Here is a 23,170-nt window from a genome sequence, read left to right as displayed (position 1 = left end):
ATTATTAAAAATATTATCAATGCATATATCAGAACTTTGTAGCAATCGACACAATATTAAATTTATTAGAAGAGCTGCGCAATTAGAAGTCGATTATATTATCATAGGTGGAGCTGCTATATATTATCATGGCGGACGTCATCTGGGTGGTGTCGATGATATAGATATATACATCCGCCCTAGTTTGGAAAACATTAAAAAGTTAACTCATGTATTCCAGTTTTTTGATATGAAATTAGTATCTGATCCTGAAAAAATGCTAAAGCCATACGCAAGGCTTGCGATAAAAACTCACAACGTCAATATGGATATTATAACTCCTAGGGAGTTCGAGCCTTTTGATGAATTGCTTCAAAGGGCTCATATATTTAGTCCTACGGATCCTTTTGTTAGGATATTAAGTAAACAAGATCTTGTAGTTCATAAAGAGAACGCTGTCGAAAACACCCGGAATCGCTTGGCGGTTCATCAAAAGGATTTAGATTTTTTAGTGAAAACTAACAAGCCTTAGCCGTAAACTTCTGGTTCAGAAAAATTTCTCAAAATTGATAAGTGAACTATTAAGTCTAGCTTCTTTAAGTTATCTGCTGTCTCAGTCCCGCCCAAAATCAAAGCTGGCTCAAAACCATAGAGTTCCTCTTCTTTCAAAGGTCCAAGCTTTTCTAATAAAGAATCAAAAAGATATTCACCATCATCATTTTCAATATCAAAATCTTCTTTGTTAGCATTCAAAAAAAACATTTCAATATTTAAATCAGACTCATCTGTTTGGCCTATATATTGTAATTGAGGTGCAAATATATTGTTATAATATGGCGTTATTACAATATAGTCACCTACAGACTTTGACCAAACGTATAACTTACCAAATGCAGTTCTAGCGAACACATACAAACCATCTTTATCAGAAAGAGCAGTACCTTCTATCCAGTGCTCTAAAATAGAAGAGTAATCATCTGGGTTTACAGTCCAAATCAACCCATTTGAGTAACCAGACCATCCTTCTGTATGCCAATACTCAAGCAGCTTTGCAGGTAAGATACCTTTATATTTTTCTATAGAAGAAGCCGGCACTTCCTTGCTTAAATAAGGAGCGCCGATATCTTCTTTAAATATTGAAAAAGGATCATCTTTATCCAATTTTTTTACCTTCTAAAGTTCAAGTCAAAATTAAGTAACGCATTACCATTTCCAGCGTCTAAGGCGGAGTCTATCATATTATCTACATGTGATAAGTGATTTTTCCACGTCGAGCCTATAGAAGAGTTTACACTACTACTCCCCATTCTAGTCGGTTTATAGTGATTCCAGCCACCAAAAACCATATCCGGCTCGTGTAATGCGGCTACGTTGACTTTTTTCTTAATTACTTTTGCTTCAGCGGCAGCTAACTTTTTGATTTCCTTATTAGATAAATCTGGATGCTTTTTCTTTAACGTTTTCGCAACACTTGCTTCTATCTTTTTAAGAAGATCATTATTCATTGCAGCTTGGGCATTCTTACCTAAAGGATTACGGCCAACTTCTTTAAACGCATCTCTAGCAGCTTTAAATTCATTGACTGTCATTTTATTCAAAGCATCTTGTTGACCTTTGAGCTGATCGTAATATTCATTCAAGAATTTCTTTTGCTGTTTTGGAGACATCTTATCAAAACCTTTGTAATTTCTAGGGTTGAATTCGAGCTCTGTACGGTTTAGAACCTTTAGTAAATTCTTCTTGTTATTAACTTTTGGCGCAGCGGCAGCATTAACATTAGCTGGGGCTGCATCAAACTTGCTAACTTTAGCTTTGAATTTTTGTAAATAGCCTTTAGCATTTTTAATAAATGTTTTAAATGTTTTTACATTTAAAAGTAAAGCGCCAGCAGCGATAGCACCAACCGTTATTTCACCAGCATCTTGTTTTGAAACATATCCATTGGTTTCTTCATGGATATAAGTCGCTGCAGAGTCGAAAACCTTCGCAATGCCATTAGTAATTTTCTTACCAATGGGTGATTCCATGATAGCCTTGCCGACTACGTATTTAACTGGACCTCCAATAAAGTCAACAGCCTCTAATGCCCAACCTGCCCACTTATGCTTTTGGATGAATGCGCCCAATTTCATAGCACCTTCACCGACATACTCTAATGGCTTTGAGTAGTCTTTTATTAACTGCCCCGTTTTAGACAATTTTACAGGCTGGCCTCTTTTAGCAGTAACGATGACTTCATCTAAAATTGTGTCGCCATACTTCTTTTTCAGCTCTGCATTTTCTTCAGCAACTAACTCCTTAACTCTTTCAGTATTCCCGCTCGCTGTATTAAATGCGATAGCATGACTTCTGCTGCGGCTATCTATAATAATATTTTTTACTTCATTGTATGCTTCTTGATTGGATAACAACTCAGATACATTATTACCTTTTGCCGACTGAACATCGATCCAATGTAAGAAAGCGTCTTCTCCATACAATGGGTCATGATTATCACCAAATTGTTTTTCAATTAAACTTGTTGCTTCCTCTTCGCTAAATCCATTTTCTTTTGCGGAGTTGTAAAGTTGATTAAGGTCTTCTTCTTCACGACGATTTTTGACATTTAGATCTCGGATAGCCTTTGGTTTACTAAAGTGCTCAACAATAGAGTTGCCTATAGTTGTTCCAAATGCATTAGCTGCTACTTGTGTCCATTCATATTTTCCATTCCCAGAAAGAGCAATTTGTGCCGCCTGTTCAAAAGTGCCAGTAGCAAAATTTTTGACAAATTTTGCCCCAAAACCCTCTCCCCATTTAGAAGCAGAGTTGTTACCGATTTTATTAATTTCTGCAGATAATGGCGCTGTAATAGCTGTCGCTGCAAGGCTGCCCCAGTTGAATTTGGACTTATTGCCTACTAATTGATTGGCTCCGTAGTTTGCCACTTGGGTTACCACGGCTTTTGAAGAAGTGACAGCAGCATTTTTCCACCAAATAGCAGCTTTGGAACCTTTATTAGCCCAACCTCCTGCGGCTGTAACTCCTCTAGTGGCAGCGCCCAGGCCAGAACCAAATGCTGAAGTTAGTCCTCCTACAGCTACACTACTCCAACTAAACTTTTCTTGGACACCAAGTGCCATCCCAGTTAATTGGCTTGCGGCGTTCCCGACGGCACCCCCAATAGCAGCAGCAGCAATGCCTACGCCAGCTCCAACAGCTGCACCACCGGCACCCACTAAAGCGCCTCCAGATAGAGCTGCTGCACCTAGTGAGAAAACACCTGTACCACCAGCTGCTGTTGCGGTAGCTCCCATTGCAGCAGCAGCAGCACCAGCGGTGACAACTGTCGCTACCACTGCTACCACGACAATAAGAATAATCGCTAAAATGCCACAACCTTTCTTTGGCGGCGGTGGCGGAATATAGTTCAGGGACGGAGTAGTATCTCCAATCGTCTCTTCAAAGTTAAAGGGTTTAAAAGTCGAATCATTGTTGTGAACATTGCCAATAATATTAGGAATGGTTAAACGCATTCCTTCATCAAGATCACCATCGTCTTGAATACTATTCGCATCGGCAATGTGGAACCACATGCTCGCATCACCATACACGGAATGTGCGATACTGCGTAATGTTGCTGTGCCACTACTTGCGGAGACTTTACCTACTGTATAACTATTAGGTGTTGCTGCTGGGTATGATTGAGAAACTGCCTGATAGTTATAATCAAAATCAGCATCCAAAATCTCACCTGCAGAAGCCACTTGATTCCCTTGTTTATGGAAATAATCTTGCCCCTTGTATCCTTCCAAGCGGAACAAAATAGCGCCTTCGCGTGAGTATACAAATTCACGATTAAAGTTACCATCCTCATTTCTTCCTGATACCCTCATTAGATTACCTTGAGCATCATATTTCGATGAAACTACTCCGTTATGGTGATTTGCCAGAGTTGAAGAAATTGTCGCGCGAGCTTCTTTATAACCACCAAAACCTTCGTACTCTTTAGTATAAGTATTGGTGTAATGATAGTTTGTACTGTTATCGTGATTGACTCGTACCTCATACTTGGTCAAGTTACCCGCATAATCATAAGCGCCAGCTATATCATAAGACGTGGTTACCTGTAACTTATCGGTTGAGCCAAAACGTTTATATTGATACTGCTTCTTTATTCTATCATCAGCATAATATTGAGTCGTGGTATGAGACTTACGATTACCATTATCGTAATTATCGATATTCGTCAGTAAACGACCTTGATTATCATAAGTTTTTAGATTAATGGTTTTATAAGTGCCAGTTTTATCTCTCGGCGTTCGGTAGTACCAAGTTGTATAGGTACTACTGTTACTATTACCGCCTGTTGTATCATCAATCACATCTATCGGTTGTAGATTACGATTAAAACTTTCATCCGGAGCTGCTATCCTTTGAAAAATTGGGTCTATAGGATCGTCACCTCCACCGTTACCGCCAGATACTACTTTGTACTCCATTTGTTTCCAGTTAGTACGTTTGCGGATTTGACTCATTTGCCCTAGGTCATTATAAGAATAGGATTCCTGAATATATTTATCACCTCGAACCTCTCGATGGGCAGACTGACCATTATGATTGATGTATTCCATCCCATAATATTTATCGTAGCCCTCGAGCGTTGTGGCTGTTGCCCGTTGCCCTAAAGCGTTATAGGTTAATATAGTCCCTTTTCCCGGACTGATTTGATTCGATGAGCCTGTACCTTGACTTAGAATCATCCGATTCATATTGTCATAGTCGTAGTACATTGTTTGAGTTTTATAATAACTAGTCGCTCGATCTTTGTGCCTAACCTGAACCCGAGTACGGTTACCATTTAAATCATATGAGTAGCGTAAATAATCAATAGCGGTAGTGTTTTTCGTATTACCATTTTTATTTTGAATACCTTGAGGGCTACTAATTTCCACCAAACGATTCAGTGCATCGTATTCAAAATTAACATTACGACTGATGTTGAAATTATGATTTTCAGTTTGCACAGTACCACCTTGCGCCTCGCCATAATCATCGTAATACAAATCTTCTACGCTTAATGTTGCCTGTCGACTGGTTGAGTGGAACTCATTGGTGCGATTGCCTGCAATATCATATTCAAAACTACTGATCTCAGTATAATTAATACTGTAATCAATAACATAAGGACTATTGTAGTAATCAGCAGCAACCACTCCATCAGGAGCTGTTTGAGTGATTTTTTTCAACAAGCCATTGCCGTAATATTGATACGCTTTGGTTTGTAATTCTCCACCATTAAACTTGATTTTTTCTTGTGTTAACTGGCCTATACCATTGTAGGTGTATGTATAGTCACGATCTTTTAAATCGCTATGGCCGGTCAAGCGTCCAGTTGCAATTGAATAGCTCCAAGTCTTATGCTTAAAACCAGTTGACGATACCCGTGTATTACCATCAGACTCGAACGTTTTATTGCCAATCATGTCGTATTTGTAATGGGTCTCTAAATTCGCCGCATTACGCGCTTTCAATACCTGGCCATTTTGATCGTAGCTCGTATAATCCATTCCGGCGGGAACACCACCAAAGTATCGAATAGTCCTAACACGGTTACCAGCTTGATCATAAGCAAAAGCTCTAAGTGTAATTTCGTTACCCGAACGGACTATTCCTGAACTGGTGACTCTGCCCAACCGATCATAGTGTTCGGTAGTGATAGTTCCGATAGCATTTTTAGTAGATATCTTCTCACCATAAGAGTTGTAAGCATGATATGTTGAGTGATTTAACGAATCCTGTTCGCGAATCAAATTACCCACAGAATCATAGTATTTACGTTGTACATAACCTTTTGCATCAGTAATTTTCGTCAATGAACCCGAATTGTTATATTCGTAACGAGTAACAGGGCTTGTCGTTCCTGAGGTGCCGCCTAGTGCATAATGATTAACCGAAGGTTGCTGTTTATAGGTGATCTTATTATCGAAATTGTATTGCAATGTTGTAGTCGCAGTATATTGGCCGCTACTATTTTCTTTTTGCTCCTTAACTTGAAGTGCGTTCCCCCAAGCATCAAAAACCTGTTCAATAACTGGTCTTTTGTCAGGGCCAGGGCCACCTTGATCTTCTTGAACCCCTGTAAATTTAGGGGTCTGCTGCCGTACTAATCGACCTAACAAATCGTATTGATTGATGGTGTTTTGTGCTAAAGAACCTGAACCAATTGTTTGGCGCGTCATTTTACCTTGCATGTTATAACTATAAGACTTCGCGACACCGCGCTCATTTGAGCTAACCATATTGCCATTCTTATCATAGGCATAAGTCGCTAAGATGTATTCTGAGCTGGTATTGTCCTTTACCGAGGCTTTGGTTTGCTCTCCAAAGGCATTGAAATAAGACTTCTGAGTAATTGTACGGTTAGCACCATTAACTTTCCCGTCGGTTAAAGTGGCGATTTGTTGACCTACTGCGTCATATTCATAACGTACTTTTTTATCATAACTATAGTTACCGCTATACCAGCCGCTGAAGCTGTAACTAATTCTCTGTTTATTCTCGGTTACTCGACCAAAAACGTCATACTTATATTCTGTTGCCCCACCATTAGCATCCACAGCCTTGGTAAGTTTACCTTGCTCATCGTAATAATTATAAAGGTTTCTATCCATGGCTAAAGTAGAACTTTGTTTTGAATCATGGAATTCTCGCAAAACATTTCCGTGTACATCTAAATAATAATTGATGGTCGGGCTAACATTTTGTGTGGCGCTAAAATTAGTATAGCTACTGGCTACAGTTCTAGGAGAGGCTGTAACTTTAGTCGTTCTTCCTAATGCATCTAAGGTGTTGGTAGAAGTGTTCCCTAACTCATCTGTAGTTGTCACAACATTACCCAAAGCATCATAAGTATTCTGACTAAATACAGCTGATGTGCCATTACCCGTCGACTTACTAACACTCACCTGACGATTCAACGAATCATAAGCGTAAGTAGTAATACGGTCATAGCCTATAGTCGCATTGCCTTGACTAGGAGCTGCTGGTAAAGAATTTGGGTTAATCGCACTCGATAATTGACGAGCATACTCACGCGTTTGAGTTAAGTTTCCATAAGCATCATAGTCATTTGTTGCTAAATAACGTTCGCTACTTAAGGTGCCCACTTTACGATTGTTATCATCATAATAATGATACGTATGTGCCCAGCGACTGCTATCCACTTTCACCGACTGCTTTGTCACATTACCATAAGCATCATACGTATATTGTACTGTTGGCGTTGAGGTGTAACTTGTACCATCAGTTGTCGAACCCTTATAATAAGTTACTGAAGATTGCTTTATCGATATCTGTTGATTATTAGCGTTATAGCTCATCAATATCACACGATCTTTGGTGCTATTCGTAGTGATTAATCCAGCCACCTGCGAAGAGGTATAAGCTTCTTCATCACGACCTGCAATGTTAATGGCATTAGCATAACGAGTAACTTTAACTTCGTTACCAAAGGCATCATACTCATGCCGCGTAACAAAACCTAAAGCATCAACTTCATATTCAACCTGTTGATTGCCATTGTAAGTTTTGTAACTGTAGTGGCCGCCAACATCTTTATTAACCACAGCATTGCCATGGGCATCATACCAAGTGTTACTTTGACTAGTCGTATAGGCTACTTTTGGATGAACAACACCTATTTGACGACCCGCTTTGTCATATTCATAGCGAGTGGTTCGAGCAAAATCTGTATTTGCTGCATCCGTTATCGAAGTCACGCTACCCATATAGTCATAAGTAAAAGTTTTTTCTATACGTGCTGTTGAAGCTGTCGGTACATTTTGCGTAGTGCTATTACGATGATAGTTAGTTACCTGGGGACTTAGTTCTTTTACCAACTGGTTATTTTTGTCGTACTCATAATTCCAGGTATGACCACGTTTATTTTTCAAACTTAAGCGATTGCCATTGGCATCATAAGTATAAGTTTCGATCTTGTTCTGCGTATCTTTTGATGAAGTGACACGGTTTAGATCATCGTAAGTATAAGTAGTTATTTGAGTTGATTGATACGAGCCTGATACATTATATTCATACCAATTATCTGAATAAACAGGAACACCATCTAAACCCACTTCTGTGTTTCTGACACTGGTATAGGTCATCATTCGTATTTTATCCCAACCAGACTCTAAAAAGGTATGAACAAAACCGTCAGCTCTGTTAGTGCCTTTTTCGTATACATACATGATTACTTTGTCTGCTTGGGTTTCATACTCAACTTTATATGTTGTATCTGCTTTGGCAGGACCTAAAGTGGTATATGCTGTCGTGTTATTTGATCGGTGTTGGTAAGTTCTTAAATTTCCATCTATTACATACAAGGCAAGTCTTGGTCGTTGCGCCCAAGTTTGATTCCCTTCAATTGTAAATAAAGTGTATTCATTATCCCCTACTTCATCTAAACGGATCTCCCCTGCAAATCCTTTTCCTGCACTGTAATTTGCGTAAGGACGATAAGCTAGCGGTGATTTATTAGCAGAAAGAGAGGTGTCCTCACCTCGATCAAATACAAGCTCTCCGCTTTCATGTCTGACACCATCGGTACCACCTAATGATAACGACACGCCACTCAGATTATCATTAAAGTTTTGACTCCATGTACTACGCAAAGCTCTATAAACATCAGCTTCGTTCGCTATTTGTTCCTTATTTACAGCTTTACTATATTTTTTTACTTGAAGTATATTTCCGTTTGAATCTAATACGTTTTCAGTCACGTAACCTTCAAAATCAATGCTAAATCTTAAGCGACCAGCATCATCATATACATAACGATTTTCCTTATACTTTGATAAATTATCATTAAGCGCATACTCACTGAAATTATCTAAATATATTGATCCTGTGCCTTCGTGAGTTGGCCCCGTATAAGTGTATGCCCAAAAGCGTACATTTCCCCAAGGCTCAGACTCCATTTCATGAACAAACCCATCTTCTCTAGAAGTACCTTTTTCATACATGTACGCAACGGTTTTGTCGCCATGCATTTCAAACTCAACTACATAAGTTGTATGTTCTTTTAAATTACCAAGAGTGGTATATGGAGAAACATTGTTTTCTCTTTGATAGCCTTTGACTACCCCATTTCGTAAATACAAACCTAAGCGTTTATGATCGGCGCTAGAACCCGAGTTGTTTATCGTTATCCAAAAATATTGATTATCAAACGTTGTGGTGCTTACTTCTGCTCTATAGCCTGTTCCATTTTCATAGGTTTCATAACTTTCGTATAAAGAAACTGTTGCATTAGCTGTTGTATCGCCCGTTGCTCTTAATGCACGAGCAAACTCTATCCTTCCATTTTCTTCTTTTAAAGAGTTTGGATGCGTATTAATACTACTGTTAAAACCACTTACACCTTGTTCGAAAGTATTATGATTTAATGTTCTTAAAGCAGTTTGTACATCATCTATCGTTGATACAGCATCAGGATTAATTGCCCTTTCATATTGGCGAGTACCAATCATCTGGTTTGAGAAGTCGTAGATGTTCTGCGTAACATAGCCGCGAGCATCGACAGTATATTCAACTTGATTAAGGTTGTTGTATACATAGCGAATGGTATTCTTTGTATCCAAATCTGGATTAATAGAATTTGTATCAACTAACTTCTGATAGCGCTCTAAAGTTGATTCTGCACTATCATGTAATTTAACTTCGCCTATTCGTCCACTACCACGGATCAAGAACGCATTGACGTTTAGTAGCTCATTATCAGGTTCTAGTGCCTTTAAGTCCGCCTCTAAATCTCTGGTTATAGTTCTCCATGTCCCATCTTTAATATCAGTACCAATGCGATGTAGAATATAACCGTTGGATATGCTCGAGTTACCTTCAGTAGGCGTGTAATAGATATAACGGTGCCCTTCTGTTGTTTGAACACTGATATATATAGTGAAGTTTTCTCCATATTTCATGTCCCAACTGATGTCGCTTATTTTTCCTTGACTAAATTTAGCGTTTATCGTTTCATTCCATAAGCGGTAACCGTTTGCTGTAGCGGCGCCTGTTAATTCCGTTACATACTGATCCTTTTCTTCATCGAACACTGTTTTAAATGTTGCGCCTACAGGATCGGCATCATAAACCTGCCAAGCAGATAATTTATCGGGTGTATTGTAGTTTTTAGATAAGTCACTATTAATGCTTGCATTATTAATATCAAAAGAGCCATGTTGTATTTTAGTGACTAAATTACCATTGGCATCGTACTGATATTGGGTCAGATTACCTTCACCATCTTTAGAGAAGGCTAACCTACCAGCATTATCGTACACATATTCTGTTTCTACGGACGACGGTAATTCAGCAGCAAGCCTGTATTCATGAATATTATCTAATGATATTGGGGCACCGGATATATTAGGGCCACCATGAGTGAATGCTCTAATTCTTATCTTATCCCAATCACCGCCTGCAAACTCATGCGAGTAACCATCATTTCTATTGGTGCCCTTTTCATAAATATAAAGGCGGGTCACGTATTCAAACGTTTCAAACTCAACAATATAGCTTGTGTTAGCTTTTGATTGACCTAATGATACAGACGAAGTGGTAGCGTTTGCTCTATTAATTGCACTGATACCACCGTTGCCAAAGTGCGCTCTATGCCTTCTATATAAAGCATCCCCATAAGATTTATTATTATCCATGGCGACTGATAGATATTCGCCCCCTAAATCTTTTGTGTTTACTTCTATTCTATAGCCTATGCCCGCCTCATAATCATTCCAGGTGTTTTGATAGATTCCAGGCCAAGTATTAGTAGCATGATGCTCACGATCAAAAACTATTTGACTATCTTTTTGGTATACTAAGTGCGGATGAGAACTAAGATTATGCCCAAAACCGGATACACCTTCCGAAAAGTCCTGAGACCAAGTTGTTCGTAAAGCCACTTCAAAATCATGTTCAGTTCGTAGTGTTGAATGATTAACGGCTTTATCAAAACGTTCCGTTTTTACCATCTGGCCAAGTCGGTCATAGGTGTTTTTAGTGACAAACCCTTCGGCATTAGTGGAGTAAGTATTTCTTCCTAAAGCGTCATATGCAAAGTTTTGTTGGCTATATTCTATAGCGCTAAGCTGTTCAGAGTAGTTATCTAAACTGATAGAGCCATACCCTAACAGGGTGGTTCCAAGGTCGGGGGTTGCGCTTGTTGAAGCTTCAAATTTAACTTCTCCCACTGTATCAGAATTTAAAGTAATAAAGTTTCTAAAGCCACTTTCTCGCGAAGTACCTTTTTCATATACATAAATAGTAACTTTTTCTGCAGACGTTTCTATTTCTACTGTATAAGTTTTATCATTTTGCAAACTGGCCAAGAAGTTACGAGAAGTTTCTTCAGAAGAAATAAAATCAAGCATTACTAATCTAGTATTGCTGCTAGAGCGAGCCGACAGTAGCTCAGGCGATGATTGTGTTGAACTTGGAGTTAACAAGTCACCCCCAGGACCAATTATTATTGGGTCTGCAGGATCAATCGGACCTGGATCGATTGGATCGATTGGATCGATTGGATCGATTGGATCGATTGGATCGATTGGACCTATTGGCGGAGGAGTTTTTATTTCAAAACCATAGAAAAAACTAGAATTTGCATTTTTAAGTAATGCTTTAAAGTCGATGCCTTGATCAAGGTTGCTCGTCGAAATGTCAAAGCTTGTATTATAACCTTCAGATAATAAATATCCGCTGTTTCTACTTAATGAATAACGAGTTTCCGTGCTAGCGTTTTTATTCTGGAAGACTATTGTTTCATTGGCATGAGTTATAGTCCCTTGAGAGTTCCCAATAGCACTAAAGTTAAATTTTGTATTGTTTAAATTACTAAAATCCTCTACAAAATTATTTGTTGAAACTCCGGATAATAACGCTGCTAATTGAGATTCTGTCCAGCTGCCAGTTGTTTGTACTGGTGATTGGTAAGCACGTCTCTCAGTTAAATTCCCGGCTTCATCATAAATAGATTCAGTAACAAAACCTTTAGCATCAATGGCAAACCGAGCACGATTCAAGTTATCGTATACGTAATGGCTTGCATTGCCATTTGCGTCGGTCACTTTAGTCACATTGCCACTGTCATCATACGAGGTCAAAGTGGTGTTATTTAAACCACCTTCATCACGCACCGTTTTAAAAACCCTATTAACATCATCGTAAAAATAGCGAGTCTTTACCCCTTTAGGATCAGTCATCCGAATACGATTCGCATTACCATCGTATTCATATTGAGTGATTAAATTCAATCCACCAAAGTCTCGGGTTTGTTTAACTAACAAACCATCAGGAGTGTATTCATAACGGGTTTCAACACCACGAGCATCGAAACGACTGGTGACCTGCCCTTGTGCATCGTATACAGTTCGACTTGTCAGGTTTAGACCACCAAAATCTTGAATCACTTTTACTTGACGATTATTGCCATCATATTCATAACGAGTCACCACTCCCTTGGCATCTATCGATTCGGAGACATTGCTGTTGGCGTCGTAACTGTACTCGGTCGTTAACGCTAAGCCATCAGGGTCAACAATGCTTTTTATTCTGCGCCCCAGGTCATCAAAGACATATTCCGTCACACGCTCAGAAGCACTGCCAGCCGCTTCTATCACCCGTGTTTGGTTGCCTAAACCGTTATATTCAAAACGGGTGGTAACATTCATCCCACCCAAATCACGGATAATCTCTACCACTTGCCCCAAAGTGTCGTATTGAGTTTGAGTGACAATGCCGCGTGGATCCGTCGAAGTTAAAATCTGACCTTTAGCGTCGAAACTACTGCTAGTGGTAATTGCCAAGCCATTAGGATCAACCACCTGAGTCAACAAGCGACCTACTTGGTCGTAACTGTATTCAGTTTTAACACCGCTATTATCCCAGCTAGCAATTAAACGACCTGCTTGGTCAAATTGTTGATCAACAATTTCCCCTAACGCATTCTCAATTTCCTCAACATTGCCATTGAGGTCATAGTTATAATTCGTTTCATTACCATTGGAGTCTTCGATGGTTACGGTTTGGCCATGGGCATTACGATAGGTCGTGGTTTCACGTCCATTGGGAGTTTCAACTACAAAACTGCGATTACTGTCACTGTAATAATATAAGGTTTCATCGCCCAGAGCGTTTTCACTAAAGACCACTCGATTGAAGGCATCGTAGGCTTTAATCGATGTGCCGCCTTCGGCATCCACCAACTCAATCACACGCCCTAACCGATCGTAATGGCGCTCAACCACGCTATTTTGGGTATTGTCATAGTATTCGACTAAACGGCCAAAAGCATCGTACACGCTTTCATCTTGATAAAAGCTACCACCCGTTGAATAGGATTTAGTCCCGGTAACTAAGCCACCTTTATCATAAAGGTACTCGGTTTTTGACGTATCGCCAGCTGCCTTATCTTGTGTCGTGAGGGTTAAATCTCCATGAGAATTGTATTCATTAACTGTTTCATACCAGCTTGTAGCCCCGGAGTTATTGATGATTCGGTTAAGTACTTTCTCCAGCTCGCCACGAGCATTGAATCTAAACTCAGTGTAACTATCCTTTGCATCATCTCTAGCCGTATTTAAGCGCGACAGTAAAGTGCTGGTGATAGAACCGCCTTGTAAACCCGATAAGGATATCGCTTTGGCATACATGCGCGTGCTTTCTACTTCGCCAAACGCATTGTATTCGTTGACCGTGGCGCCACCTTCTGCATCAACCGTGATGGCTGCATTCCCATCAGTATCGTAAAAATACAAAGTTTGTGCACCAATGGCATTAATGCTTTTTACTACACGCCCCATCTCATCATAAATAAAACGTATGCCATGGGTGTCGGCCTTACTCTGAATTTGAGACTCTGAAGCATTAGCCCCCAGCTGATGGGACCCCAAACCATTCACACTATGGGTTAGCTGTCCCTTCTCGTCATATGCTGAGTAACTGCGACGATCAGCTATCTGCGCTTTGGTTACATTCCCGACCGAATCATAACGGTAACTCGTCGTTGTTCCTTCATGGTTTGTCTCTTGGCTTAAACGGCCGAGCTCATCGTATTGATAACTCGAAACTTGATCTCTAACATTCGTTGCTGGACGCACACTACTGAAGCTGGTGTTATCGGTTATTGTACCGTTAGAGGAGTTATAATAAGCTCTTCGCTGTGTCACGTTACCGTCTCGGTCGTAAGTAACTTCCGTAAAATGACGGTTCGCGTTCAACTCACCAATCAACTGCCCTTTGTCGTCATAATAATAGCGAGTTATTTGGTCGTGAGCTGCGTTAGCCGTTGGACGTAGTTGTGATAAGGTACCGTTGGCTCGCTGCGCAGCCGGAGTGAAATTGGCATAGGCCACCATTTTAATCAGCTGCCCTGCTTCGTTATAAAAGCTTTCACTTAATGCGCCACGTGAATCTAAAATGGCAACCTCACGGCCAGCTTTATCATAAAAGCTTCGGCTAAAACGATCTGCCGTTTGCGTTTTAGTTAATCGTCCGGCGCCATCGTATTGATAGGTTGTGGTGACATTCTCACCATCTTTAGAAGAGGTTAAACGGCCAGCACTGTCATAGGTGTTAAGAGTGACTCGATCATCGGAGTGGTTTGCCGGGCGGATAGCATCAAACGTGGAGTGGGCGACTACTCCAGTAGAAGCGTTCAACCAACTACTGGTGTTCACTTCATTCGCGTAAGCTTTGGTTTGAGTAATTTGGCCGCGCTTATTATAAATAAACTCAACCACGGAGCCTGAACCGTCTACTTGTGCACTGACTCGACCGGCGGCATCATAAAAGACATAACTGATGGAGTCATCAGCATTTTTGGTAGCTCTCAAACGCCCTGCTTCATCGTAATAATATTGGGTGCTGCCTAAATTATCGCTGACACTCGCACTGTTGGACTCGCTGCTACTGATCAGTCGGCCACCAGCATCGTAGACATTGGTTGAATAGAGCCCATTAGCACTCACACTTACCACTTTATTTTGACTCGACACATATTGGATGTTGCTCACATTGCCATCAGCATCCGTCGTTGATATCACTCGTCCAAGACCATCATAAGACAACATAGTGCGGTAATCATTAGCCGTTGAAGTTGCATTACCACGAGGTGTAATGGTTTCTAATAAACGTCCCATATAGTCATAGACATAACTCGTCTTTGCTGCCGTGGATGACACACCGTTACCATTCGCGTCGACAGTTGTGTAAGCTGTACTGCTGGTCAGCTGCCCTCTGAAATCATATAGATACTGAGTCAATAAACTTTGACTCTTATCTATGCCGCCTAACCAGTTGGTCATCTGAGATAAGCTGGGAGCTTGAGTTTCCGACAAACCAGAAATATTATAAGCGTTGCCCGAATAGCGGTATTGTTTAGTCTTCAACCCCGTTGAGCTGTAGTGACTTTCAGTAACCTCGCCTTCGGCATTTATCACAAAACGTACATGACCTTCACTGTCGCGTATGTAACGAACCGTTATCGGCGAGGAGGCTTGAGCTGAGCCTGAGCCATCGGGATCGGCTACCAAGTAAACCGTCTCAGCGATCAGTTGATTCTTGCTATTATAAGCTCGTTTGACCGTATTACCCGCGGCATCACGCTCTAATATTCGATTGCCTTTGCTGTCGTACTGATAGCTGGTGGTTTTATTCTCAGCGTCAATAACAGAAATCACATTGCCAGCGCTGTCATAAGTGTATTTAGTGACTAGACGCTGCCCGTTAATGGCTGGACTTTCAACCCGGGTTAACTCACCGTCTGCATTATGGAAATACAATGTGTTTTGCCCAACACCATTAATGACTTGGGTATAGGCACCATTGGAATTGCTTAGGCCGTAGTTATAAGTATAATTTTCACCGTTGCCGTAATTGACGGTTTTAACTTTGTAACTTCCTGAGTGCAGTTGATAGGTGAAATTAACCGAAGTACCATCACTTTGTGTAACCGAGGCGACTCGTTTGCTGCTGCCGTCATAAGTATAAGTTGTGCTATAGGTATTGCCGTCTGTAGTGCTATTATTTTCAGGGCTTAAATCAATAATGGTCTTCGATAAACGGTTGCTAGAATCGTATTGATAACGAACCACCGTTGAGTTAAGTGCTGTTCCAGTGCTATTGCTGGTATACGTTTCACTGCGAACCGACGTGACCTTACTACCTGAATAACTAAATCGAAGCGTTTGACTTGAATTTTGAATGGTGAGAATGTTGCCTGAGCTATTATAGGCAAAGTTGGTCACGTTTCCGTCGCGATCTTTTTGTCTGAGTAACTGCCCCGTCGCATTGTACTCTTCAGTTAAGCCGGTATCCCCATCAAGGAACCACTTAGCCACACCGCCACTGAAAGTCATGTAATCGTGAGCGCCGCTACCGTCGGTATTTTCATAACGGGCATTACTGGAATTATAGGTATAAGTTATTTCAGCACCGTCACCAGAAACACGCTTTATCCAATTACCGTTGTTAATGCCATTTAAACGAGCGATCCCAAACTGCCAATTGTCCCCATTATCATCTTGCAGTAAACCTTGCGAGTTGTAACTGCGCAAAACGCTTGCATCAATACCTAAGCCCACCAATGAGGTATCGGATTGATTAAGGTGTAGGTTACCTGTTCGGGCATTAATATAAGCCGCTAAACCGGCTTGTCCTAACGACGATGAATTGGATTGACCTAAAGCGGATAAAGATGAATTGAATAAACCTAACCCAGAGGCGACGATGATGTTATCCATTAATATACTCAGCTAATTTAGTAAAATAGTTATTAAAATATTTCTTCTAACTAGTCATTCGCTGTAGATACGTTTTTGTTTAATTGAAACTTTCAGTTTTGTGTACGACATCACATTTCTACAAATGGATACATTGAGCAGCAATTAGATAAATATGCTTTTTTGGTTAATTGCTGTTTTGGGGGGTGAGTGTCAAATGCAAATTATTGCTTTTCAGACTTTAAAAACAATAAATTAGAATGTTTATTTAAGATATTGTTTGAGCATAAATATTATTTAAAAAAAATACTAAACATTTATGAAAAAATTATGAATATATAACTGGTTGTTTAATTCTAACAAGAAGCCTATAATCGCCAGCCTTAAAATAAATAGTATAAAAATATAGCTGGAAAGAGCTTAAAATAAGCTTCTTACAATGAATAATAAAGAATTACAAACGAGAAGAGACGCACTCCTCACCTTTTTAAAGCAAGACCCTTCAAATACTTCTATCATTAGGGAGTTGATAGGTGTCAATTACCATCTTGGTAACTCAGATGATGCCTTGAGTCTTATTGAGAAGCTTGAATCCACAGGATCAGCTTCGGAAGATATAATATTCCAAAAAAGTAATATACTCCTTGCGCAAGGCAAGCCTGACAAAGTTGTAGCGCTGTTAGAAAACTATAAATTTAGTGAACAGGCTCATAACTTCGTAACTATCAACTTAGCTCATGCTAACTTTCAGCTTGGTAACTTTGAAACAGTTGACGAAGCTTTAACTGCTATAAATTTCTATCCAGAACCATCTGTCTACAGTCTTCATGCCAGAAGTCTTCACCACCTAGGTGAACTGGATAAAGCAGTTATTGTTTTAGAAAAAGGATTAGCCAAATTCAACGATGAAACAAGTTTGCAAGGGCTAATGTCACTTATCTCCTTCGATAACGGTAGTTACTCTCAGGCATCATTAGATTATGCAGAGCAGGCTTTAACCAAAGATCCTAATCAAATTGAGAGTCTACTTGCTGCAGGCATGCTCAACCAACAACATCTAAAAGAATTAGTAAAAGCTGAAGAGTACTTTGATAAAGCAGTTGAAATGCACCCTCATGTCGGCAGAGGTTGGCTGTATAAAGGCTTGGCACTGATGATGAAAAAGGATTTAGTTACAGCAGAGTCATTCTTAGAAAAAGCATGCAGTTTAATGCCGGAGCATATTGGTAGTTGGCATTCTCTTGGTTGGAATTTTTTATTGCAAAATCGCGTTGCTGATGCGAGAGCTTGTTATGAAACAGCTATGGATATCGATAGAAACTTTGGCGAAACACATGGAGGGTTATCAATAGTTGAAGCGCTTGAAGGTAAATACGAAGAAGCAGAGAGAACTGCTCGTGTAGCTCTTAGATTAGACCCTAACAGTTTTAGCGCCCAATATACGCTGATGATTTTGGCTGAATCAGATAAAAATCAAGAAAAGGTTCAGTCTATTGTTAGCAATGTGTTTAACACCGAGCAAGGCAAAGAAGCATTAGACTTCATTAATACATTACAAAAATAAAATAAACAACCACAATCATATAGCACATTGTAGAAGGAAATGGATACAGATACCGCTTTATTTTTACTATCTAACATGTTTAAAACGGCTTTAGTAATCGCATTACCTATCTTGTGCGTAAGCTTAATTGTGGGCCTGTTAATTAGTATCTTCCAAGTTGTCACTCAAATACAAGAGATGACACTCACATTTGTGCCTAAAATTATTGCAGTTGTAGGTGCTTTAGCCGTATTTGGTCATTGGATGTTATCGACCTTAATTAATTACGCTAAAGATTTATTAACAAACCTACCGGTTTAGACGATGGTTGATAACTTAATTCTACAACAGGCTTTTTTAGGATTTCTTATCTTTGTAAGAATATCGGCTTTATTTTTAACGGCGCAATCTCTACTCGGCAGAGTACCAAACGTTGTAAGGCTATATTTATGCATTGTTCTCTCTATCACCATTTTCATTTATGCTGAAGTGCCAGTTGATCTGCCCTCTTCTGTTACAGGACTAATCGCAGTTCTATTATTAGAATCCATACTTGGCGCAACTCTTGCTTTTGGAATCATTTGCTTATTTGCAGCTTTATCATTCGTAGGTAGAGCACTAGATTTGCAGATTGGTTTTGGTGCGGCCAATATTATCGATCCCACTACCAGCAACAGCGAAGCATTACTTGGAACAATATTCACCACGCTTGCTATCACTTTGTTTTTTATATTGGATGTGCATGGCTTATTTATAAAAGGAATTTCAGAGTCATTTTCTTTAGTTCCTTTTGGCTCTTTGCCTGAGACCATCACGAGTTCTAAAATATTGTCTTATTTAAGCTCCCAATTTCTGTTTGGCTTGAGTTTGATTCTACCAACTATGATTGGTTTGTTGGCTTTAGATTTGGTTATTGCCTACACCTCTAAGTCTATGCCTCAAATGAACATCTACTTCGTTAGCTTGCCATTGAAAATTGGCGCAGGGATATTCCTACTATTCTTAACGATACCAGCCTCCGGCAACGTATTTAAAAATATGTTCAATGCTGTCAACTCCTTCTGGAACGATGTACTGGGGGTGGCTTGATGTCTGAAAATCAAGACCTAGACAAGTCAGAGAAAGCAACTCCCCATAAACTTGAGGAAGCAAGAAAAAAAGGTCAAGCGAGCAAAAGCATTGAGATTAATACAATACTACAATTACTCGCTTTTTCTTCTCTAATTATTGCATTGGGCCCTAAGGTAATCACCCAGTTTTCAGATGTGTTTAAGCAAATATTTAACTTCTCATCACAATTTGTTTATAACATTGAAAATATATTTAAATGGTTTTTGCACATCGCTTTTTCAACTATAGCAATAGTTTTGCCTATTTATTTAATAAATTTAGTGATTGGTGTGGTCAGCACCATGTTCCAAACAAAACCAATATTTTCTACACATCCATTAAAGCCGGATTTTAAAAAACTTAATCCTGTAAATGGATTTAAAAAAATATTCTCAATGAGAACTCTGTTTGAACTATTCAAAGCTTTGTTGAAAATAGTAGCGGTAGGCTCTATTTTTTATATCGGTTTCTCCATATTGTTTCCAAGCATACAAACATTAATGTATGTATCTAGCAACACTATAACAACTCAAATCATATCAATTTTGTCAGCAATAGCCTTTTTAACTATTTTATTCTTGTTCCCCATCTCTTTGATTGATTTTCTATTTTCAAAATGGGAGTTCGCAAAAAAAATGCGGATGAGTAAAAGAGATGTTAAAGAGGAACACAAACGTCGAGAAGGACACCCTGAAGTCAGATCAAAAAGAAAAGAACTGCATCAGGAGTTAGTAGCAAAAACTACATCTTTATCTAAAGTAAAGGACTCAGACGTAATTATTACGAACCCTACTCATTTTGCTGTTGCTCTTAAATATGACAAGTTAAAAATGGCTGCCCCAATCGTTGTTTCGAAAGGCACTGGAGAGCTAGCCAGAAAGATCAAAGAGCTTGGAAGAGCTAATAATAAAACCATTATAAGAAAGCCGCCTTTAGCAAGGTTGCTGTATAAAAAAACAGCTATTGGCTCGGCAGTTTCAGAAGAAAGTTTCGATGAAATTGCAGAAATATATCGCTGGTTAATTTCTGAAGGTAAAGTCTAAAATGGCTTCGATGTTAAAAACAATTAAAACTAATATTTCTGATCTAGGATTAGTTATTGGCATGGTAGCCATTCTAATGATTTTATTTCTTCCGATACCTTCTGGGTTGTTAGACTTTTTATTAATAACCAATTTTAGTTTTGGCTTATTAATATTATTGATCACTTTTTATACTGACAAGCCTCTTAGCTTTTCTACCTTCCCTTCACTATTGCTTATTGCGACACTTTTTCGCTTGGCATTAAATATTTCCGCTACTAGACTAATTTTAGATGATGCTGATGCAGGTGAGGTAATTAATGCTGTCGGTTCTTTTGTTGTTGGAGGTAATTATGTTATCGGTATGGTCGTATTTTTAATCTTAATCGTTGTTCAATATGTAGTAGTAACCAATGGTGCCCAGCGAGTTGCTGAAGTTGCAGCTCGGTTTACCTTAGACAGCATGCCTGGTAAACAGATGAGTATTGATGCAGATTTAAATATGGGGCTTATTGATGAAGTTGAAGCAAAAGAAAGAAGAGCTAATATAGAAAAAGAGGCAAATTTTTATGGTGCAATGGATGGTGCTACCAAGTTTGTAAAGGGAGACGCTATAGCTGGAATTATCATCATTCTTATTGATATTATCGGTGGCCTTTCGATAGGTTTAGGTCAGAAAGGTATGGCCTGGGGAGAGGCACTTCAAACTTATACTCTACTAACCGTTGGTGATGGTATTGTTACTCAAATACCTTCATTAGTAATAGCGACAGCAACAGGTATCATTATAACAAGAGCTGCTACAGACGCACAGCTCGGTTCTGAGCTTTCAAAGCAAATAACGGCATACCCTAAGACATTAATGATAATAGTGGTTGCGCTTTCAGTTCTAGTCTTCTTACCTGGCTTGCCCACATTTCCTATACTTATAGTTTTAGCTGGTTTTACAGCATTAACCTACTTCGCCTTTACCAAAAAAGATACAGATGTGAGTGATGAAAGCGATGATAAAAAGAAAAAATCCTCAGTCTATGATGAAATAAAGCAAGCCCCGATTACTATTAAAATTAACAATAAGTTACAAACTTATCTCGATGAGTCTGATGACTTTCCAAGTAGGGTCAATCAAATACGGAAAAAACATGCACTTGAATATGGTTATGTGCCACCTGAAATGGACATTTCTGTAGGCAAAAGATTAGATGAATATGGGTACCAGATATTGTTATCCGGTGCAAAAGTCGCAGAATACAAACTTGTGCCCAATAGCGTCCTCTGTATCGGTCATGCGAACCTTTTAGCCGAGGTTAAAGGTGAAGAGACACTTGAACCAACCTATCAAATTCCAGCAAAATGGATTTTGAACGATAAAGTTGAACAAGCCCAATCATTAGGTTTAACTATTGTTGAACCCCTAACAGTAATTAACACCCACCTAACTGAAACTTTGAAGAAGTATGCATCAGCACTTCTAACCAGGAATGAATTAGAAAATATACTAATCCAATATAAAGACACCTCAGGCTCTGTAATTGATGAGCTTATACCTAATATTTTGAGTTTGAGTGATATTCAAAAAGTTTTACAGATATTGCTTGATGAAAGAGTCTCAATTAGAAATTTCGATATTATTCTTGAGTCGCTCGTGGATACCGCAAAAAACGAAAAGCGCCCAGAGGTACTTAGTGACAAAGTTCGAGAGTCTCTTGGTCGACATATTTGCGATAAATTAGCGATAAACGGGGAGTTAAGCGTTCTAACATTAGACCCAGAGTTAGAGACTAATCTAACTCAAAAATTGAGACTTGATAACGATAGTCCAAGCCTAGTAATTAACCCTGATATTTCAGAAAAGTTAATGGTCAGTTTGGCAAACAATAGTGAGCGCATGATGAATGAAAATAAACTGCCAATATTACTGTGTTCACCGTTATTAAGGCGGCACGTCAAGAAGTTAACAGACCGAGTTATGCCGCACTTATCAGTAATATCAATTTCTGAATTGCCGAGTAATCTCAATGTTCAATCCTATGGGATTGTCGAACTTTAAGGAGAAAATATGCCAAAAGTAACTGAAATAATAGCTGATAGTATTAATGCTGATATGAAAAAATTTAGCAATTTAAGTCATAACATAGCGAATGTTAATACGGCAGGTTTTAAAGCTATGACCTTAACGGAAAGTGAGAGTAAAAATAACGCCACTGCGCCTTCTTTAACGATGTCTATTAATATGGAAGCCGGTACCATTAAAAAGACCGAAAGGAATTTAGATTTTGCTATATTAGGTTCTGGTTTTTTCCAAGTACTGTCGGAAGATGGCTCGATTCAGCTTACTCGGAATGGCTCTTTCTATTTGAATAATGACTTCAATCTAGTGACGCACAATGGAAATAAAGTGATTGGTGAGCAAGGGCCAATCGTCTTAGATGGCGAAAGCTTTTCTGTTGATGCAGAAGGCAATTTTATTATTGACGAAAGAAAAGTAAATAAATTTTCGTTAGTTAGGCCCTCTTCTCCTGAAAGGCTCGAGTATCTAGGTTCAAGTTTATATAAATTATCTAGTGGCTCAGAGTCGGTTGAAGATATTCAAGTGCAACAAGGTGTGCTTGAGTCATCAAACGTATCTTCAAGTGCACAGATGATTGAGCTGATCCAAATATCTAGACATATGCAAAGCAATCAGAAAGCTTTAATGGCATATGACCAATTATTAAATACCGGTATTAATACCTTAGGCCAACGTTAGAATTTGT

Annotated in this window: 9 protein-coding genes; 7 read left to right on the top strand and 2 right to left on the bottom strand. The window is 39.2% G+C overall.

The window, feature by feature from the left end; translation table 11 throughout:
* Nucleotides 1-19: 19 nt before the first annotated feature.
* Nucleotides 20-511, top strand: a complete 492-nt coding sequence (locus GJS41_RS01750) for a hypothetical protein (RefSeq protein ID WP_154245621.1) — start codon at nt 20-22, stop codon at nt 509-511.
* Here GJS41_RS01750 and GJS41_RS01745 read toward each other — a convergent pair.
* A complete protein-coding gene (locus GJS41_RS01745) occupies nt 508-1,140 on the bottom strand; it encodes a GAD-like domain-containing protein (RefSeq protein ID WP_154245620.1) in 633 nt (210 codons plus the stop codon). The two genes, GJS41_RS01750 and GJS41_RS01745, sit on opposite strands and share 4 nt — an antisense overlap.
* A 5-nt stretch (nt 1,141-1,145) precedes the next feature.
* A complete protein-coding gene (locus GJS41_RS01740; protein WP_154245619.1) occupies nt 1,146-16,760 on the bottom strand; it encodes a polymorphic toxin type 15 domain-containing protein in 15,615 nt (5,204 codons plus the stop codon).
* 418 nt (nt 16,761-17,178) lie between these two features.
* Between GJS41_RS01740 and GJS41_RS01735 the strand changes: the two genes are divergently transcribed.
* The 6 genes from GJS41_RS01735 to GJS41_RS01710 are packed head-to-tail and all read left to right on the top strand — an operon-like array spanning nt 17,179 to nt 23,163.
* On the top strand, nt 17,179-18,303 hold the full coding sequence (locus GJS41_RS01735; protein WP_154245618.1) for a tetratricopeptide repeat protein: 1,125 nt from the start codon (nt 17,179-17,181) through the stop codon (nt 18,301-18,303).
* Between the two features lie 39 nt (nt 18,304-18,342).
* Nucleotides 18,343-18,603 carry a flagellar biosynthesis protein FliQ gene (gene fliQ, locus GJS41_RS01730; protein WP_154245617.1) on the top strand — a complete coding sequence of 87 codons (261 nt, stop codon included), beginning with the start codon at nt 18,343-18,345 and terminating at the stop codon, nt 18,601-18,603.
* A gap of 3 nt (nt 18,604-18,606) precedes the next feature.
* Nucleotides 18,607-19,371, top strand: a complete 765-nt coding sequence (locus tag GJS41_RS01725) for a flagellar biosynthetic protein FliR (RefSeq protein WP_154245616.1) — start codon at nt 18,607-18,609, stop codon at nt 19,369-19,371.
* A complete protein-coding gene (locus GJS41_RS01720) occupies nt 19,371-20,435 on the top strand; it encodes a flagellar biosynthesis protein FlhB (RefSeq protein WP_154245615.1) in 1,065 nt (354 codons plus the stop codon). The genes GJS41_RS01725 and GJS41_RS01720 overlap by 1 nt, the downstream gene beginning before the upstream one ends.
* Nucleotide 20,436: 1 nt before the next feature.
* Nucleotides 20,437-22,464: a flagellar biosynthesis protein FlhA gene (locus GJS41_RS01715; protein WP_154245614.1), complete on the top strand. Its 2,028-nt coding sequence runs from the start codon at nt 20,437-20,439 to the stop codon at nt 22,462-22,464.
* Between the two features lie 9 nt (nt 22,465-22,473).
* A complete protein-coding gene (locus GJS41_RS01710; protein ID WP_154245613.1) occupies nt 22,474-23,163 on the top strand; it encodes a flagellar hook-basal body protein in 690 nt (229 codons plus the stop codon).
* The last annotated feature ends 7 nt before the right edge of the window (nt 23,164-23,170 follow it).

The sequence above is a fragment of the Kangiella sp. HZ709 genome (genome assembly GCF_009674675.1).
GTDB lineage: Bacteria > Pseudomonadota > Gammaproteobacteria > Enterobacterales > Kangiellaceae > Kangiella.
Note: the sequence above shows the minus strand (reverse complement) of the source record. Positions and strands in the feature narration are given on the sequence as shown.

What these genes read in the sequence shown, in the direction of transcription:
- GJS41_RS01735 (WP_154245618.1), top strand. Translation starts at nt 17,179, where the DNA reads ATGAATAATAAAGAATTACAAACGAGAAGAGACGCACTCCTCACCTTT.
- GJS41_RS01720 (WP_154245615.1), top strand. Translation starts at nt 19,371, where the DNA reads ATGTCTGAAAATCAAGACCTAGACAAGTCAGAGAAAGCAACTCCCCAT.
- fliQ (WP_154245617.1), top strand. Translation starts at nt 18,343, where the DNA reads ATGGATACAGATACCGCTTTATTTTTACTATCTAACATGTTTAAAACG.
- GJS41_RS01750 (WP_154245621.1), top strand. Translation starts at nt 20, where the DNA reads ATGCATATATCAGAACTTTGTAGCAATCGACACAATATTAAATTTATT.
- GJS41_RS01715 (WP_154245614.1), top strand. Translation starts at nt 20,437, where the DNA reads ATGGCTTCGATGTTAAAAACAATTAAAACTAATATTTCTGATCTAGGA.
- GJS41_RS01740 (WP_154245619.1), bottom strand. Translation starts at nt 16,760, where the DNA reads ATGGATAACATCATCGTCGCCTCTGGGTTAGGTTTATTCAATTCATCT.
- GJS41_RS01710 (WP_154245613.1), top strand. Translation starts at nt 22,474, where the DNA reads ATGCCAAAAGTAACTGAAATAATAGCTGATAGTATTAATGCTGATATG.
- GJS41_RS01725 (WP_154245616.1), top strand. Translation starts at nt 18,607, where the DNA reads ATGGTTGATAACTTAATTCTACAACAGGCTTTTTTAGGATTTCTTATC.